This window comes from Streptomyces blattellae, assembly GCF_009709555.1.
Lineage (GTDB): Bacteria > Actinomycetota > Actinomycetes > Streptomycetales > Streptomycetaceae > Streptomyces > Streptomyces blattellae.
Genome location: NZ_WJBG01000182.1, coordinates 1 through 16,378 on the forward strand (window position 1 = coordinate 1; position 16,378 = coordinate 16,378).

Consider the following 16,378-nt stretch of genomic DNA (forward strand, 5'->3'; position numbering starts at 1 on the left):
TGACAGCCGCGGTCGGCTCCGCATCCCGGCCCTCGCTCTCACGGACCTTGCCGCGCAGCCGGTCGTGGAACTCCTGGGCCAGGCCCTGATCCCGCCACCTGCGGAAATAGGCATACACGCGGTCCCACGCAGGGAAGTCGGCCGGCATCGCACGCCACTTGATCCCGTTGTCCGTGACATAGAAGACCGCATCCAGCATCTGCCGGTGGCAATAGCCCCCGGGCTGTCCGCCCCGACCCTCCAGCCACGCCGGGACGGGCAGCGCGTCGCGCACCACCGCCCACTCCTCGTCCGTCATGTCCGACGGATACCTGCGCATCCTGTTCGGACGGTCAGCCGTGTTCCCGATCTGTACGGAACGGACAACGTGCTCAGTCACAGGGGCCGATCGGGCGTGGTGTGGCGCACTTTTGCAAGCGGGTGCTTGCAAAAGTTAGCGGGGGTGGTGCAAGGTGGAGGTATGGCATCGCTCAACGTCGGCAATCTCGGTGAATACCTGCGCGAGCAGCGGCGCAATGCGCAGCTGTCGCTCAGGCAGCTCGCCGATGCCGCCGGGGTGTCGAATCCGTATCTGAGCCAGATCGAGCGCGGGCTGCGCAAGCCGAGCGCGGAGGTGCTGCAGCAGGTCGCCAAGGCGCTGCGGATCTCCGCCGAGACGCTGTACGTGCGGGCCGGGATCCTCGACGCCGAACGGGACCGGGACGAGGTGGAGACGCGTGCCGTCATACTCGCCGATCCCACGCTCAACGAGCGGCAGAAGCAGGTGCTGCTCCAGGTCTACGAGTCCTTCCGCAAGGAGAACGGGTTCGAGACCGGCGCCGAGGCGGCCGACGCAGATCCTCAGCACATAGCGGACGACGATGCTCAGGATGACGCCCGACGCAGTGACACTGCCGTACGCGGCACCCGCAAGGCCGGCGGCAGCGACGCCGCCCCGCGGCAGTCGGCAGGCTGACGGGACTCAGCACCACGCCGACTGACCCGCGGGACCCACAACCCTCAAACGCAAGTGATCCCGGGAGGACCATCACCATGGCCATCACCGACGACCTCCGCAAGACCCTCAGCGACCCGACGCCGCTCTACTTCGCCGCCGGCACCGCCGACCTGGCCCTCCAGCAGGCCAGGAAGGTGCCCTCCCTGGTGGAGCAGCTGCGCACCGAGGCGCCAGCCCGTATCGACGCCGTGCGCAACACCGACCCCAAGGCCGTCCAGGAGCAGGCCACCGCCCGCGCCAAGGAGGTCGGCGCCCGGGTCAGGGGGACGCAGGAGAACTTCCAGACCAAGGTCAACGAGTTCATCGGCACGCTGGACGCCGACATCAAGAAGCTCGGCAGCACCCTCGACGCCGACCTGAAGAAGCTCGGCGAGACCGCCCAGGACATGGCGCTGCGCTCGGTCGGTGTCGCCGCGGAGTACGCCGTCAAGGCCCGCGAGACCTACGAGAAGGTCGCCGAGCACGGCGAGCAGGCCGTGAGGACCTGGCGCGGCGAGGCCGCCGAGGAGATCGAGGAGCTCGCCGTCGCGGTCGAGCCCAAGGCGGAGCCCAAGGCTGAGCCGGTCGAGGTCAAGGAGGCCGAGAAGGCCAAGGCCGACGAGAAGCCCGTCCAGGCCAAGGCCGAGCCCGCCCCGGTGAAGAAGACCGCCGCGAAGAAGGCTCCGGCCCGCAAGACCACGGCCAAGAAGACGACGCCGCCGGCCAGGTGAGGCGGGCGGGTCATACCGCCGTGCGTTGACCGCCGTGCGTTGACCGCCGTGCGATAACGGGTCGGGCACTCCTGGAGTGCTCGGCCCGTTCTCCGGGTAGCGGCTTTCCGGTTACGGGTACGGTGACCGCGTAGGGACTAACCGAGTCGGGTGGTGGACGTTGTGCTGATGCAGGGGTTCTCAGGGTTCATGTGGCTGCTGAGCACGGCCCTGATCCTTTTCAGCGGCTTCGCTCTCTTCGACGCCGCCGTGCGCCGCGAGGATGCCTACCGCGCGGCCGACAAGCAGACCAAGCCGTTCTGGCTGATCATCCTCGGGATCGCCTTCGTGGTGAACCTGATCTTCAACATCCTGTCGTTCCTGCCGATCATCGGCCTCATCGCCACGATCGTGTACATGGTCGACGTACGCCCGGCGATCCGGAGTCTGCCCGGAGGGGGCCGTCCCCGTCGTGGGTCGAGCAGCGACGGCCCGTACGGCCCGTACAACGGCGGACGGTGAGCGAAGCCCCGATCGACAGGGGCGCGGGACTGCATCAATCGGTGGCTCCGCCGCGCGGGCGCGACCAGCCACGACGCATCCGTGCCCGCTCAGGCCGCCCGGTCCAGCAGCAACACGGCAACGTCGTCCGTCAGCTCACCACCGTTGAGCTGACGCACCTCATTGACCGCGGCCGTCAGCAACGCCTCCCCGCGCAAGCCCTCCCCGAGTTGTCGACGGATGAGTTCCACCATCCCGTCCTGCCCGAGCCGCTCCCGCCCTTCACCGACGCGCCCCTCGATCAGCCCGTCGGTGTACAGCATCAGACTCCACTCCCGCCCCAGCTCCACCTGCTGCCGAGGCCACCGCGCCCCCGGCAGCAGACCCAGCGCAGGCCCGTTGTTGTCGTACGGCAACAACCGCGCGGGCCTGCCCGGTCGCGCGACGAGCGGCGCCGGGTGCCCGGCAAGGCACAGCCCCGCCCGCCGCCCGTCCGGCGCGATGTCCACGGTGCACAGCGTCGCGAAGATCTCCTCGTCGGAGCGCTCATGCTCCAGCACCTGCTGCAACGTGCCGAGCAGCTCGTCCCCGCACAGTCCCGCCAGGGTCAGCGCCCGCCAGGCGATACGCAGCTCCACACCGAGCGCCGCCTCGTCCGGGCCGTGCCCGCAGACGTCACCGATCATGGCGTGCACCGTGCCGTCGGGCGTGCGGACGACGTCGTAGAAGTCACCGCCGAGCAGCGCACGCGACCGTCCCGGCCGGTACCGCGCGGCGAACCGCAGCGAGGAGCCCTCCAGCAGCGGGGTCGGCAGCAGGCCGCGTTCCAGGCGCCGGTTCTCCTGTGCCCGCATGCGGCCCTCGGCGAGCCGCCGTTCGGCCGTGTCGGAACGTTTCCGCTCTACCGCGTACCGGATCGCCCTGCTCAGCAGCCGGCCGTCCAGTTCATCCCGGAAGAGATAGTCCTGGGCGCCTACCCGGACCGCCTCGGCGGCGCGCTCGGTGTCGTCGGACGCGGTCAGCGCGAGAACGGCGTGCCGGGGCGCCAGCTTCAGGACGTGCTTGAGTACGGCCAGCTCGTCGTCGTCGGCGGTCCGGCCGGGCGCGGGCAGCGCGAGGTCGAGCAGGATGCAGTGGACGTCGTCGGTCAGCAGCCGCTCGGCCTCGGTCAGGTTGCGGGCCGTGCGGATGCGGATCGGCTTGCCGGAGGCGTCGAGCAGTTCGGGCACGATCGGCGAGCCGCCGGGGTCGTCCTCGATCAGCAGCAGGGTCAGGTTGGTGGCGGCAGCGCCGCTCGGGTTGTCGACCGGCTCTGCCGTGCGCGGGGCCTCTGGCTTGGAGGGGCCGCGCACTGTGGACGCGGCCGGCGCCTGACCACTCTCCACGGCCGGGATCGCTCTCTGCCGCGGTACGGGTACGGGCATTGTGTTGGGTTCCTTCCCTCCCCCCGAGGGCATGGCCGGGGGACGAGGAAGTCCTCCCACCGACCGGGACCATAGCGGTAGTCGGCGCCGTAAAGGAATGGTGTGACGCACGCCGCTCGGCACTCGGCCACTGTCATATGCCGCTTTCCGTACCGCAGTTGGACAGGGCGACCGCGAGGCGGGGATGACGAAGGTCACGTCCGTGAAGGTTTGAACGCCCGTGGGGAGGTGGGCCAGGTCACGTGGTGCGGGTCACGAAATGGATGAAACGGTCACGCCGCCTCAGTGATTCAGCCCCACGTCTCCAGTGGCCCGGTCCCACTGTCTCCACTGCCTCAGCCCCACGTCTCCAGTGGCCCGGTCTCACCGTCTCCAGTGCCTCAGCCCCACGTCTCCAGTGGCCCGGTCCCACCGTCTCCAATGGCTCAGTCTCAGTGCCTCAGCCTCACCGTCTGAGTGGCCCAGTCACCCCGTCTCAGCGGCCTTCACTCGGACGTCTCCGCCCCCGGACGCACCACCCCGAGAATCGGCATCGATCCGGCCCCCGCGATCGTCACCGTCCGCCCCGGGCGCGGGGAGTGGACGATCGCGCCGTCGCCTATATACATCGCGACATGGCTGGCGTCGTCGAAGTAGATGATGAGGTCGCCGGGGCGCATGTCCTCCATGTCGACCGGCTCCAGCTGCTTCCACTGCTCCTGCGAGGTGCGCGGAATCGCGGCCCCCGCCGCCAGCCAGGCCTGTGAGGTCAGGCCCGAGCAGTCGTACGCCGCCGGGCCCTCGGCGCCCCATTCGTACGGCTTTCCGATCTGGGCCGTCGCGTACTCGACCGCCTTCTCGCCCGCCGCGGTGGCCGTGCCCTCGATGTCGTCGAGTATGCCGGTGTCGAGCCAGGCGTTCTGCGCCTCGGACGCGGCCTGCCGCTCCAGCTCCGCGAGGCGCTCCTTCTCCTCTTTCTCCAGCTGGGACTCCAGCTTCTCGGCCGCGGCGATCTGCTTCTCGATCTCCTTCTGGGCGGTCGCCCTGGCCTTGCGGTTGGCCTCCAGGTTCTCCCACTGGGCGGAGGCGTCCTTGGCATACCGCTCCAAGTCCTCCTGGGTGCGGGTCATTTCCTGCATGAGGGCATCGATGGCGCGCTCACCCTGGAGCACGCGGCCCACGCCGTCGAGGAACTGCTGAGGGTCGTCGCTGAGCAACAACTGTGCCTCGTCCGGCAGTCCGCCGGTGCGGTACTGGGCGCGGGCCGCCGCGCCGGCGCGCTCCTTGAGGTCGTCCAGCCTCGCCTGGCCCCGGACGATCTTGTTGGCCAGGTCGACGATCTCGGCGGACTGCTGCTCGGCCTTCTCTTCGGCGGCGTTGTACGCGTCCGTGGCGGCGGCGGCCTCGCGGTAGAGCTTGTCGATCTCCTCGCGGACGGCCTCAAGGTCGGTGCTCGTGGCCGGAGTCGAGGAAGCGGACGCCGAGGGGGCCGGTGTCGGGGTCGGTGCGGCGGATGCCATGCCGGGTGCTGCCGCCAGCACGGTGACCGCGCCGACCACGGTCACGGCCGCTGAGATCAGGCCCCGCTTGCCCGTACCCATACCCCTGCCCCCAAACTGATTTACCGTCAGTAACTTACGGACACCGGGGGATCGTGCCACGACATGGCACAAAACGACAGAGGCAGTGACTCTCTCTCCCCATTCGGTCACTGCGTCGGCTACTGCTACGATCCTCTCCCCGCCTTTGGTCTCCCCGCCTTTGGGACGAACGACTCCAAGAGATCGTTCCCGGTCGTCCGGCCGCCCGGGGAAACGAGAGGGAAACCTGTCGGTCCTGCGCCCCAAGCCACCGGGCCCTGCCCCTCCGTCCCGTCAGGCCCTGCCCCTCCGTCCCGTCAGGCCCTGCCCTCAGGCCCTGCGCACCCGTGTCCGTCAGGCGCTGCCCCCAGGTCCTGCACACCCCCGTCCCGTCAGGCGCTGCCCCCAGGTCCTGCACACCCCCGCGCCCGTCAGGCGCTGCCCCCAGGCCCTGGACGCCCGGTGCCCCGTCAGGCGCTGCCCCCAGGTCCTGCACACCCCCGCCCCGTCAGGCGCTGCCCTCAGGCCCTGCACACCCGCGCCCGTCAGGCCTGCCCCCCCCAGGCAGCCCTGCACACCCCGCCCCGTCAGGCCCTCCCCCCGCCCCGTCAGGCGCTCCCCTCACCCCGTCAGAACCTCGGCGCCAACGCCCCCCACCGCACCGTCACTTCGCCCTGCCGCCAGCGGACCGGACCGTCCGTCACCGGCCAGTCGGCGGTCAGGTCCCGCGCCGCGCGCATCCAGCGCTGGCGGGCGCCGTAGGAGGCGTAGGGCGCGGCGGCCGCCCAGGCGCGGTCGAAGTCGCGCAGGAAGGCGTGTACCGGTTCGCCGGGGACATTGCGGTGGATGAGTGCCTTCGGGAGCCGCTCGGCGAGGTCCGACGGCCGCTCAAGGGAGCCGAGCCGGGTCGCGAACGTGACCGTGCGCGGCCCCTCCGGACCGAGCGCCACCCACACATGCCGCCGCCCGATCTCGTCGCAGGTGCCGTCGACGAGCAGTCCGCCGCCGGAGCCGTCCGCCCGGGGCGCGAGCCGGGCGCACAGCCGCTGCCAGACCGCGGCGACCTCGTCCTCGCCGTACTGCCGCAGGACGTTGGCGGCGCGGACGAGCAACGGCCGCTGGGGGATGGGGATCTCGAAGCCGCCGTGCCGGAACGCGAGTCCCTCACGCTCGTACGGCCGTGCCGCCGCGACCCTCGCCGGTTCGATCTCGATGCCGACGACACGCGCGCGTGGCGCGACCGTGCGCAGGCGGCCGAGCAGTTCGACGGCCGTCCAGGGGGCCGCGCCGTAGCCGAGGTCGACCGCGACGGGGTCGGCGCCGCGGCGCAGTTCGGCGCCGTGCGTGGCCGCGATCCAGCGGTCCATGCGGCGGAGACGGTTCGGATTGGTGGTCCCGCGCGTCACCGTTCCCACGACCGGGGCCCCCGCGCTCGAACGAAACCGAGAGTGCGGGAGGGGCGCTGCGCGGGATGCCATGGCTACGAGGGTAGGCGAACGCACTTCATCATCGAACGGTTGAGCGACAATCGGTAATGATTCGGCAAAGAACCCGAAACTGGAAATGGAGCGCCACCCTCCGGTGTTCCTCCCTCTTGGAGGGCCGCGTACGTCCTCCCGAGGCATGCCCGGACCAAGGAGGAACGCCACGTGAGCCAGTACGTCAGCAGGCTCGGACGGCGCTCCCCGGCCGCGCACCCGCGGCTGCGGCTGCACCGTCGTCCCCGCCGTGTCGCGATGCTCTCCGTGCACACCTCACCCCTCCACCAGCCGGGCACCGGTGACGCCGGCGGCATGAACGTCTACATCGTGGAGCTGGCGCAGCGCCTCGCGGCCATCAACATCGAGGTGGAGATCTTCACCCGGGCGACCACCGCCACCCTCCCCCCGACCGTCGAACTCGTCCCCGGCGTCCTCGTCCGCCACGTCGACGCGGGCCCCTACGAGGGCCTCGCCAAGGAGGACCTCCCGGCCCAGCTGTGCGCCTTCACCCACGGCGTCATGCAGGCCTGGGCCGGTCACCGCCCCGGCTACTACGACCTCGTGCACTCGCACTACTGGCTCTCCGGTCACGTCGGCTGGCTCGCCGCCCAGCGCTGGGGCGTCCCCCTGGTGCACGCCATGCACACCATGGCCAAGGTCAAGAACGCCAACCTGGCCGACGGCGACACGCCCGAGCCCGCCGCCCGCGTCATCGGCGAGACCCAGATCGTCGCCGCCGCCGACCGGCTCATCGCCAACACCGCGGAGGAGGCCGAGGAGCTGGCACGGCACTACGTCGCCGACCGCGAGAAGGTCGCCGTGGTCCACCCTGGCGTCAACCTCGACCGCTTCAGCCCCGCCGAAGGCCGCGCCGCCGCCCGCGCCCGCCTCGGCCTCCCGCAGGACGCCCTGATCCCGCTCTTCGCGGGCCGCATCCAGCCCCTGAAGGCGCCCGACGTGCTGCTGCGCGCGGTGGCCGTCCTCCTCGACGAGCGCCCCGAGCTGCGCGGCAACATCGTGGTCCCCGTCGTCGGCGGCCCCAGCGGCAGCGGCCTCGCCAAGCCGGAGGGCCTGCAGAAGCTGGCCGCCCGGCTCGGGGTCGCGGACGTCGTACGGTTCCGCCCGCCCGTCGGCCAGGACCAGCTCGCGGACTGGTTCCGGGCTGCCTCCGTCCTGGTCATGCCCTCCTACAGCGAGTCCTTCGGCCTGGTCGCCATCGAGGCGCAGGCGGCGGGCACACCGGTGCTCGCGGCGGCGGTCGGCGGGCTGCCGGTGGCGGTACAGGACGGACGTACCGGATTCCTCGTCCAGGGGCACAATCCCGCCGACTACGCGCGCGTGCTGCGCGATTTCGCCGACGACCCCGCGCTGTCGGGACGTATGGGCGCGGCAGCCGCCCGGCACGCACAGTCCTTCGGCTGGGACACCGCGGCCGCCGCCACGGCGGACGTCTACACGGCGGCGGCCCACTCGTACCGCCGTCGCGTACGCTCCCACCATGGCTGAGTCACCGACGGCAGCGCAGGTCATCGAAAGCTTCCTCAAGGACGCCGAACTCGACTGGGAGAGCCCCGAGCCCGGCCACTACGTCGTGAAGCTCCCCGGCACCCGCAAACTCTCCACCACGGTCTCCGTCCTCCTCGGCCGCCACTCGCTCTCCCTGAACGCCTTCGTCGTCCGCCACCCCGACGAGAACGAGGCCGGAGTCCACCGCTGGCTCCTGGAGCGCAACCTCAAGCTCTACGGGGTGAGTTACGCCGTCGACCCACTCGGCGACATCTACGTCACCGCCAAGCTGCCCCTCTCCGCCGTCACCCCGGACGAGATCGACCGGCTGCTCGGCCAGGTCCTTCAGGCGGCGGACGGCTCCTTCAACACCCTCCTGGAACTCGGTTTCGCGTCCGCGATCCGCAAGGAGTACGAGTGGCGGGTGTCGCGGGGCGAGTCCACGCGGAACCTGGAGGCGTTCACGCACCTGATCGAGCGGCCCTCCGACTGACGCTCAGGAACGCCGCAGCACGTCGTACCCGACGAAGTCGAACATCCGCTGCCCGGGGACGAGGGGGCGGGGTTCGCCGGTGAACCGGTGGGCCCCGACGGCCTGTGTGAGCGAAGGGTCGGCCACCCACAGCCGCTCGAACCCTCGCTGCTCCAGCCACGCACAGACCTGCGGAACGAGATCGGGGGACCTGCGATTGCGGGTCCATACGAGCGTGCCGCCCGTCCGGCACAACCGGGTGCAGTAGTCCAGGATGCGCTCGACGTCCGCGTCACTGACGTTGCCGAGCGTGCCGCAGACCAGGACCAGGTCGGCGGGCACCATCCCGGCGTACTGATCGGTCGACGCGGCATCCCCGGCGACGACCTCGACCTGCTTCAGCCCCGCCGCGTCCGCCGTCCGCCTGGCGGCGGCCACGTTCCGCTCGTCCAGTTCGACGAGCCGCGCCCGGACGTCGTCCCGCCGCGGATGCCCGGACAGCACGCCGATCAGGTCACGCCCCTGCCCGGCACACAGGCTTACGGCGGTCAGGGGACCCGGCGGAGCGGTGTCGAGGGCGAGGCGGATGCGCTGCTGGACGAGGCTGAGGCGTCGTCCGAGGTGGGAGTCAGGGCTGTCGTAGGCGTCGTGCCAGGAATGCCAGTCCATGTACGAAGCGTACGGTGCTCAGCCGGGCCGTGTCCGGGCATAACGGTCCGGGCATAACGCCCAGGGGGCACGCCCACCAACTTCCGGAAGTGCCGCGTCAGATGGGCCTGGTCGTAGAACCCGGTCGCGGTGGCCGTCTCGGCCGGGCTCGCGCCGCGCAGCAGCAGGGCGCGGGCCCGGTCGACCCGGCGGGAGTTGAGGTACTGGTGCGGGGCGATGCCGTAGGCGGTGCTGAACGCCCGTACCAGGTGGGCGGGGTGGGCGTGCAGCAGCCGGCCCGCCTCGTCGAGGGTGAGGCCCTCGGTGACGCGCGCGTCGAGGAGTTCGCGGAGATCGCGGGCCAGGGCGGGATCACGGCGTTCCCCTACGGCCGACCGCGCCCGCAGATGGGTCCGCAGCCGGTCCCCTACGAGCGTCAGCCTGCTCTCCGCCTCCAACTCGTCGCCGGGACGGGCGAGCGCCGAGTGCAGTTGGCCGACGCGCCGGCGCAGCACGGAATCCCGGAGGTCGGGGGCGTCCACGGCCGGGCCGATCAGGTCCTCGGCCAGCCGGGTGCTGTCCAGGTACAGGACGCGCTTGCGGAATCCGTGCGGGGTGGCGGGGGAGCCGTTGTGCGGGACGTGCGGCGGCAGCAGGGACACCGTGTCGTGCGGGGTGCCGTGCTCGTGCCGGTCGAGGTCGTACCGTACGGCGCCGTCGTCCACGATGAGCAGCGTCCAGGCCTCGTGGACATGCATCGGATAGGCGTACTCGGTGAAGTGCGCGTGGAAGACCTCGACGACGCCCGGGACGCGCGGGCGCCAGGCGGAGACATCACGCCGGCCGGCCATGCAAAGAACGTACAAGACGGCGTCGTACGGCGATCGGCAGTCTCACCGCATGAGCGAGCAACCCCTCCGATTCGACACGAAGATCGCCGTCCTGCTGCGCGACGACCTGGAGCCCTGGCAGCGCCTGAACGTCACCGCGTTCCTGGTCAGCGGCCTGGGCACCCAGCTTCCCGAGGTGATCGGCGAGCCCTACGAGGACGCGGACGGTGTCCCGTACCTGCCGATGTTCCGCCAGCCCGTCCTGGTCTTCGAGGCCACCAAGGAGACCCTGACGGCAGCCCACGCGCGCGTGCTCTCCCGTTCCCTCCCGCGCGCGCTCTTCACCCCCGACCTCTTCGCGACCGGCCACGACCGCGACAACCGGGCAGCGGTGCGCGCCGTGCCGACGGGGGAGCTGGACCTGGTGGGTCTGGCGGTGTACGGGCCGCGGAACGCGGTGGACAAGGCGGTGAAGGGGGCGCGGATGCATCCGTGAAGCAGGCGTGCCGCCCTCCGCTTTCGCGGGGGACGGAGTCAGGCGCTGCCGACCTCTGCCTTCGTGAGCGGCGCTCCCGCTGTGGGCTCCCCCGCCGGATGCCGCCGCATCAGGACGCCGTACCCGATCCCCGCCGCCGTCCCGACGACCGCGCACAGCCCCCACAGCCACTCGGCGCCCCAGCGGTCGATGACGACACCGGACATCAGCGGGGCGACGAGGGAGGCCACCGCCCAGGACATGGTGTACATGCCCTGGTAGCGCCCGCGCCCGTGCACCGGAGACAGGCGGACGACCAGGCCGGTCTGGGTCGGGGCGTTGACGATCTCGGCGAGGGTCCAGACGCAGACGGTGAGGGCGAAGACGCCGACCGAGCCGGCGAAGGCGGTGAGGCCGAAGCCGTAGCCGGCGAGGAGGGAGGAGAGGACGAGGAGACGGCCCGGGTCCCGGTGTTCGATGAAGCGGGTGACCGGGATCTGGAGGACGACGATCAGGACGCCGTTGACGGCGATCGCCAGGCCGTAGTCGGCCGGGGTGAAACCGGCCTCGCCCATCGCCACCGGCAGGCCCACCATGCCCTGCTGGAAGATCAGGGCGACCAGGAAGGACAGGCCGACGACGCCCATGAACCGGCCGTCGCGCAGGACCGTGCCGAGCCCGGTGTCGTCGGCCGCCCGCTCGGCCGCGGTGCGTTCGGGGCGGGACTCGGGCAGCTTCAGGAAGACGACGATCGCGCAGACCATCGTCATCCCCGCCTCGATCAGGAAGCCGGCGAGATAGCTGAACTCGGCGATGAAGCCGGCGGCCATGGAGGAGACGGCGAACCCGAGATTGATGGCCCAGTAGTTCAGTGAGAAGGCGCGGACCCGGTCCTCCGGGCGGACGATGTCGGCCATCATCGCCTGCACGGCGGGCCGGGAGGCGTTGCTCGCCATCCCCACGAGGAACGCGACGGCCGCGATGGCGACGGGGTGGTGCATGAAGCCCAGCAGCGCGACCGACACGGCCGTGGACGCCTGCGCCACGAGCAGCGTCGGCCGCCGCCCGAGCCGGTCCGTCAGCACGCCCGCGCCGACGGAGGAGACGACCCCGCCGAGTCCGTGGAGCGCGGCGACCAGACCGGCGTACGAGGCGGAGTAGCCGCGGTCGAGGGTGAGGTACAGCGCCATGAAGGTGGCGACGAAGGCACCGAGCCGGTTGACGAGGGTGCTGGTCCACAGCCACCAGAACTCGCGGGGGAGTCCGGATACGGTTTCTCGGGCGGCGCGTCTCAGAGAGGCGAGCGACATACGGGTCCCCCACGGCAGTCAGCTGGCTGTAAGCGGCTCAAGCGGAGAGCACAACTTACGAGGACGCGGTCGCCCGGGGCCACTGAATTAACGGATCCCGTCAACCGTCCGCTCTGCGGGCGGCCGTACAAGCGATCAGAGCCGTCGATTACGCTCGGACGCATGGCCGACGCACCGTACAAACTGATCCTCCTCCGCCACGGCGAGAGCGAATGGAACGCGAAGAACCTGTTCACCGGCTGGGTGGACGTCAATCTCAACGAGAAGGGCGAGAAGGAGGCGGTCCGCGGCGGCGAGCTCCTGAAGGACGCCGACCTCCTCCCCGACGTGGTCCACACGTCGCTCCAGAAGCGCGCGATCCGCACGGCCCAGCTCGCCCTGGAGTCCGCCGACCGCCACTGGATCCCCGTCCACCGCTCATGGCGCCTCAACGAGCGCCACTACGGCGCCCTCCAGGGCAAGGACAAGGCCCAGACCCTCGCCGAGTTCGGCGAGGAGCAGTTCATGCTGTGGCGCCGCTCCTACGACACTCCGCCGCCCCCGCTGGAGGACGGCACGGAGTTCTCCCAGTCGGACGACCCCCGCTACGCGACGATCCCCCCGGAGCTGCGCCCCCGCACCGAGTGCCTCAAGGACGTGGTGTTCCGCATGCTCCCGTACTGGTACGACGGCATCGTCCCCGACCTCCTCGCTGGCCGCACGGTCCTCGTCGCCGCCCACGGCAACTCCCTGCGCGCCCTCGTCAAGCACCTCGACGACATCTCCGACGCCGACATCGCCGGCCTCAACATCCCCACGGGCATCCCGCTCTCCTACGAACTGGACGCCGACTTCAAGCCGATGACGCCGGGCGGCACGTACCTGGACCCGGACGCGGCCGCGGCGGCCATTGAGGCGGTCAAGAACCAGGGCAAGAAGAAGTAGGGTTTGTGATCATGCCCCTGACCTGCACGGGAAGTGCAGATCAGGGGCATTTTCATGGCCTGGGCCCACTGTGGGCCCTCAGTCCCCGGAGCCTTGAGGCCGGAGCGCCTGCCCGAGAGCCTTCCGGGCGCGGTCCCGGCTACTCGGCATGAGGTGCGCGTATACCTTCAGCGTCAGGCCCGGATCGGAGTGTCCGAGGTACTCCGCGTCGGCGCCAGGCGGCGACGAGCAGCAGGTCGACCGAGACGGGGTAGGCCCACGCTTTCCACCCGTGCTGTCCGGCGGCCGAGGCGATGTCGTGCAGGTGGGTGAAGGACAGCGCGGCGGCGATGAGCGCCTGGACGAGCACCGCGTCGACACGGGCCAGTTGGGCGCGCATGATGCGGCTCCTTGATCAGGTCGCTCCCGCCGAGTGGTGGCCTTGACGGCGAGGACCCGCAGCCGGGACGGCGCCACGGTCAGCCCGCACCCCTCCATGACCGAGCCGTACGAGCCGAGCAGCCGGGCGGTCGCTATCGGCAGACCGACCGAGGGCCAGTACACGCGAGGGTGCTTGGCCGGGGTGTAGGCGGCCCCGCCGCCGAGTGCGGCGACAGGACCACCCACCTCCAGAAGTGTCACCAGATCGGACATCAGGCGGTGGCCCTCATGGCGGCAGGGAAGGCGATGCCGTGCCGCTGCTGCCCGTTGAACACGCTCTCCCACGGCCGGGCAACCAGCCCCGGTAGCGAGACCGGCGCCCCCAGCATCAGCCTCTCAGCCACACCGCCTTCCGGCACGGTGACCTTGACCAGCGACGACTCCCCGTTCTCGATGTAGACGACGCCGATCGTCATCAGCACTTCCCCGCTGAAAGCGTCCTTGGCGATCTCGCCCGTCTGCCGGTCCCGGACCTTGGGCTCAGGAGCCTCTCGGTCAGCAGGATCGTGGCGGCCGAGGTCTCAACACGAATGGTACGCAAGGCAGTTCACCCATCTACTCGTCTATACACAATGCGCTGCGAACCCGATCTCCGGGCTCATGCGGACCGCCCTGCCCCGCCACTTGCCCACTCGTCTATGTGAGTATGCCTGTTGGGGTGTACGAGTCGGAGAAGCGTCCCCCGCGCACCACCGCAAATCACCTCATCACGTCGCCGGAAGCTGATACGACAGCACGTACGCGTCCGCCGCCATGACCGTGTCACAGACCTCCACGGCCCGCCCTTCGGCGTCGAAGGCGGTACGGATCAGGTGGATCACCGGCACACCGGAGGCCAGCCGCAGCGTCTTCACCTCGGCCGGCGAAGGCATCCGGGCGCGAATCTCCTCCTCGAAGTGGTCGAGGCGGTGCCCCAGCTCTTCGAGCCGGGCGTAGATGCCACCGGGCCCGGGGTTCGGCTCAGCAATCGGCGTACCGCGCGCGATGTCGAGTGGGAGATACGAGGTGGCGAACTCGACCGGCCGCCCGTCGAGCAGATAGCGCCGACGACGAGCCAGAACCCGCCGCACGGACCCGAGCCTGGCCGAGACGTCCTGACTGGCCTTCTCTTCCTTCACCTCAAGACTGTCGACCTGGGGGTGACTGCCAGCGGCGTTGGCTTCGACGATGAAGGCCGCCTTGCCCTGCTCGCGATGGCGCCGGGCGAACCGGTCGGAGGCGAGCCGCCGCACGGGCGGCCGGGGCCGGACGAAGACGCCCTTGCCGTGCTCGGCGTGCACGAGCCCTTCGCCCTGGAGGACGGAGAAGGAGTTGCGGACCGTCATCCGGGATACCCCGTAGTGGTCAACAAGCTCGGCTTCCGAGGGCAGTTTTTCACCCTCCTTGAACCGCCCGCGGTCGATGGCCTCGCGCAACTGGTCGGCGATCTGCCGAAAGACCGCACGATCACTCGTGGGGTCGAGATCACCGAGGAAGCCGGAAGGAAGAGAGGGCACGTGTACTCCTTTAGATATCTAGACGAGTGGGCGATTGTTGTTGCTACGGTGGAGAGCCTAGCCAGCCGAGAGGGCCCAGGAACGTGAGCACCGAACGTCCGCACTCCGTGAGCGTCGCCGGTGTCATCGTCGACGACCAGGGCCGGGCCCTCTTGATCAAACGCCGTGACAACGGCAAGTGGGAACCCCCGGGCGGAGTCCTCGAACGCGAGGAAACCGTCCCCGAGGCCCTCCAGCGCGAGGTTCTCGAAGAGACCGGCATCAAGATCACGCTTCCCGCGACCCTGACCGGTGTCTACAAGAACATGACGGGCCTGATCGTCTCTCTGGTCTTCCGCTGCGAGGCGGCAGACGGCACACCGACCACCGGCGACGAGACCCGCGCACTGCGCTGGGCCACCCACGAAGAAGTCACCGAGCTTGCCGACGAGGCATACGCGATCCGCGTCACCGACGCATTGGACGCGGCATCCCCGCCGGCCATCCGCGCCCACGACGGCGTGAAACTCGTCTAGCCCGAACCCGCTGCACATGGCGGCCTACCAGCACGAAGAAACTTGTATGCACGAGTATACGAGCACCGCCCGGGTCTGGGGACTCACTTGCCCAGGATTTCCGGAAGAGGTGAGCCGGGCCCGCCGCTGGACCCGTGACATCCTGCGCGGATCTCCCCTGGCCGACGACGCCGAGCTGATCGTGAGCGAGCTGAGCGCGAACGCGATCCTCCACACGGCCAGCGGCATGGAAGCGGGCAGCTTCCACCTGGCCCTCGCGGTGACCCGGCAGGTGATCGCCCTGTCGGTGACGGATGGTGGAGGAACCGGCACGGCCCCCAAGGCCGAGCACCAGGACGACGAAGCCGAACACGGCCGGGGCCTGGGCATGGTCACCGCACTCGCCCACCGAGTCGTCATCCACGGCAGTGAGGACGGCTACACAGTCACCGCGGAACTGTTCACCGCCCCCCGGTCGGGAGACCACCTGTGCTGAAGGGCGAAGCCCGCCGAGGCTACTGGTGCGAGTGCTGGACCGAAGACCTCACCGAAGACGGCCCGTTGATACTCCGAGCATCCTTCGACGCCTACACGGCACCCCAGGCCGACCGATGGGTTGCCGTCGCGCTGCGTACCATCTCACCGGCGTTCGACCCGGAAGCATCCGAGCAGGCATGGCAGTGGCTGTACGACGGCCGCATAGAGACACGACGAGCCCTCCTGCGCTCCGAGCCCTGCACCGTGTCGGTCACCTTCTTCACCACTCGCATCACCTGGACGATCCGACCAGTGATCTTCCTGCCCCTCGCAGACCGTCAAGGCACGGAACTGCCAGCCTGCGCATACGACTTCAAGCCCCGGCCGCCACAGCGGACTGACTGAGTTACAACTTTCTCTACTGGTTCAAGGCGGCTCGCTTCGCTCCCCGCGCGCGGCCCGGCCCCCGGCCGGGCCTGCGCTCCTGCCTTCGTCCCGCTCCAGCCCGGCCGGCGCCCGTGCCGCGCTCACAGCAATCAGCCTCCGAAGCCAGAGAAGGGGTGCCTCTCGGCTGGGGCAGTCGGCTTCGCGATTTTAGCCAGCCGCTTGGCGCGAGCCATGAAGATCGTGGCCCCATCTCGCGCTTTACAGGCAGGCCAACTGACTGCCCGACTC

At 70.2% G+C, this 16,378-nt stretch carries 17 protein-coding genes and 5 pseudogenes; 10 read left to right on the plus strand and 12 right to left on the minus strand.

The features are described from left to right. The coding region (locus GFH49_RS23235) for a transposase (protein ID WP_230396448.1) at positions 1-298 on the minus strand (298 nt) is incomplete at its 3' end. A gap of 162 nt (positions 299-460) precedes the next feature. Here GFH49_RS23235 and GFH49_RS23240 point away from each other — a divergent pair. The 3 genes from GFH49_RS23240 to GFH49_RS23250 all read left to right on the plus strand — a co-directional run bounded on the left by GFH49_RS23240 (position 461) and on the right by GFH49_RS23250 (position 2,208). Continuing rightward, positions 461-955, plus strand: a complete 495-nt coding sequence (locus GFH49_RS23240; RefSeq protein ID WP_155058017.1) for a helix-turn-helix domain-containing protein — start codon at positions 461-463, stop codon at positions 953-955. A 77-nt stretch (positions 956-1,032) separates the two neighbouring features. Beyond that, a complete protein-coding gene (locus GFH49_RS23245; protein ID WP_155058018.1) occupies positions 1,033-1,707 on the plus strand; it encodes a hypothetical protein in 675 nt (224 codons plus the stop codon). A gap of 168 nt (positions 1,708-1,875) precedes the next feature. Continuing rightward, positions 1,876-2,208 (plus strand): DUF2516 family protein, encoded by a 333-nt coding sequence (locus GFH49_RS23250; RefSeq protein ID WP_196218104.1) that lies wholly within the window; start codon positions 1,876-1,878, stop codon positions 2,206-2,208. A gap of 89 nt (positions 2,209-2,297) precedes the next feature. On the opposite strand, the gene GFH49_RS23255 is transcribed toward GFH49_RS23250, so the two are convergent. The 3 genes from GFH49_RS23255 to GFH49_RS23265 form a co-directional block, all read right to left on the minus strand. Continuing rightward, complete coding sequence (locus GFH49_RS23255; RefSeq protein WP_155058019.1) at positions 2,298-3,611, minus strand: PP2C family protein-serine/threonine phosphatase; 1,314 nt, start codon at positions 3,609-3,611, stop codon at positions 2,298-2,300. Positions 3,612-4,096: 485 nt separating this feature from the next. Further along, a complete protein-coding gene (locus GFH49_RS23260) occupies positions 4,097-5,191 on the minus strand; it encodes a C40 family peptidase (RefSeq protein WP_155058020.1) in 1,095 nt (364 codons plus the stop codon). A gap of 608 nt (positions 5,192-5,799) precedes the next feature. Continuing rightward, positions 5,800-6,537, minus strand: coding sequence for a class I SAM-dependent methyltransferase (locus GFH49_RS23265; protein ID WP_230396449.1), 738 nt, complete (start codon positions 6,535-6,537; stop codon positions 5,800-5,802). Between the two features lie 282 nt (positions 6,538-6,819). Here GFH49_RS23265 and mshA point away from each other — a divergent pair, with 282 nt between their 5' ends. Next, positions 6,820-8,157 carry a D-inositol-3-phosphate glycosyltransferase gene (mshA, locus tag GFH49_RS23270; RefSeq protein WP_155058022.1) on the plus strand — a complete coding sequence of 446 codons (1,338 nt, stop codon included), beginning with the start codon at positions 6,820-6,822 and terminating at the stop codon, positions 8,155-8,157. Further along, entirely contained in the window at positions 8,150-8,650 is a 501-nt protein-coding gene (locus GFH49_RS23275; protein ID WP_155058023.1) for a type III secretion system chaperone family protein, read from the plus strand. Before mshA ends, GFH49_RS23275 begins: the two co-directional genes overlap by 8 nt. A 3-nt stretch (positions 8,651-8,653) precedes the next feature. On the opposite strand, the gene GFH49_RS40305 is transcribed toward GFH49_RS23275, so the two are convergent. Both GFH49_RS40305 and GFH49_RS23285 read right to left on the minus strand, forming a co-directional pair. Next, on the minus strand, positions 8,654-9,298 hold the full coding sequence (locus GFH49_RS40305) for a class I SAM-dependent methyltransferase (RefSeq protein ID WP_155058024.1): 645 nt from the start codon (positions 9,296-9,298) through the stop codon (positions 8,654-8,656). A gap of 53 nt (positions 9,299-9,351) precedes the next feature. Further along, a pseudogene (locus tag GFH49_RS23285) lies at positions 9,352-10,128 on the minus strand (helix-turn-helix transcriptional regulator); the annotation flags it as partial. A gap of 49 nt (positions 10,129-10,177) precedes the next feature. Between GFH49_RS23285 and GFH49_RS23290 the strand changes: the two are divergent. After that, entirely contained in the window at positions 10,178-10,603 is a 426-nt protein-coding gene (locus tag GFH49_RS23290; protein ID WP_155058026.1) for a PTH2-like family protein, read from the plus strand. 38 nt (positions 10,604-10,641) lie between these two features. Here GFH49_RS23290 and GFH49_RS23295 read toward each other — a convergent pair whose 3' ends face one another. Further along, positions 10,642-11,892, minus strand: coding sequence for an MDR family MFS transporter (locus GFH49_RS23295; protein WP_155058027.1), 1,251 nt, complete (start codon positions 11,890-11,892; stop codon positions 10,642-10,644). A gap of 162 nt (positions 11,893-12,054) precedes the next feature. Between GFH49_RS23295 and GFH49_RS23300 the strand changes: the two genes are divergently transcribed. Next, positions 12,055-12,816: a phosphoglyceromutase gene (locus GFH49_RS23300; RefSeq protein WP_155058028.1), complete on the plus strand. Its 762-nt coding sequence runs from the start codon at positions 12,055-12,057 to the stop codon at positions 12,814-12,816. Between the two features lie 78 nt (positions 12,817-12,894). Here GFH49_RS23300 and GFH49_RS41745 read toward each other — a convergent pair. The 5 genes and pseudogenes from GFH49_RS41745 to GFH49_RS23320 form a co-directional block, all read right to left on the minus strand. After that, positions 12,895-13,023 (minus strand): annotated as a pseudogene (locus tag GFH49_RS41745) (tyrosine-type recombinase/integrase); the annotation flags it as partial. Further along, positions 12,995-13,195 (minus strand): annotated as a pseudogene (locus tag GFH49_RS23305) (DUF2637 domain-containing protein); the annotation flags it as partial. The pseudogenes GFH49_RS23305 and GFH49_RS41745, both read right to left, overlap by 29 nt. A gap of 23 nt (positions 13,196-13,218) precedes the next feature. Further along, positions 13,219-13,449 (minus strand): annotated as a pseudogene (locus tag GFH49_RS40310) (FtsK/SpoIIIE domain-containing protein); the annotation flags it as partial. Next, positions 13,449-13,777 (minus strand): annotated as a pseudogene (locus tag GFH49_RS23315) (SCO3933 family regulatory protein). The pseudogenes GFH49_RS40310 and GFH49_RS23315, both read right to left, overlap by 1 nt. Positions 13,778-13,943: 166 nt before the next feature. Then, positions 13,944-14,732 (minus strand): GntR family transcriptional regulator, encoded by a 789-nt coding sequence (locus GFH49_RS23320; RefSeq protein ID WP_155058029.1) that lies wholly within the window; start codon positions 14,730-14,732, stop codon positions 13,944-13,946. Positions 14,733-14,839: 107 nt separating this feature from the next. Between GFH49_RS23320 and GFH49_RS23325 the strand changes: the two genes are divergently transcribed. From GFH49_RS23325 to GFH49_RS23335, 3 genes are read left to right on the plus strand one after another with little or no spacing between them, the layout of a single operon-like run. Further along, a complete protein-coding gene (locus GFH49_RS23325) occupies positions 14,840-15,247 on the plus strand; it encodes an NUDIX hydrolase (RefSeq protein WP_155058158.1) in 408 nt (135 codons plus the stop codon). A gap of 46 nt (positions 15,248-15,293) precedes the next feature. Next, positions 15,294-15,722: an ATP-binding protein gene (locus GFH49_RS23330; protein WP_155058030.1), complete on the plus strand. Its 429-nt coding sequence runs from the start codon at positions 15,294-15,296 to the stop codon at positions 15,720-15,722. Beyond that, positions 15,716-16,108 (plus strand): hypothetical protein, encoded by a 393-nt coding sequence (locus GFH49_RS23335; protein ID WP_155058031.1) that lies wholly within the window; start codon positions 15,716-15,718, stop codon positions 16,106-16,108. Before GFH49_RS23330 ends, GFH49_RS23335 begins: the two co-directional genes overlap by 7 nt. The last annotated feature ends 270 nt before the right edge of the window (positions 16,109-16,378 follow it).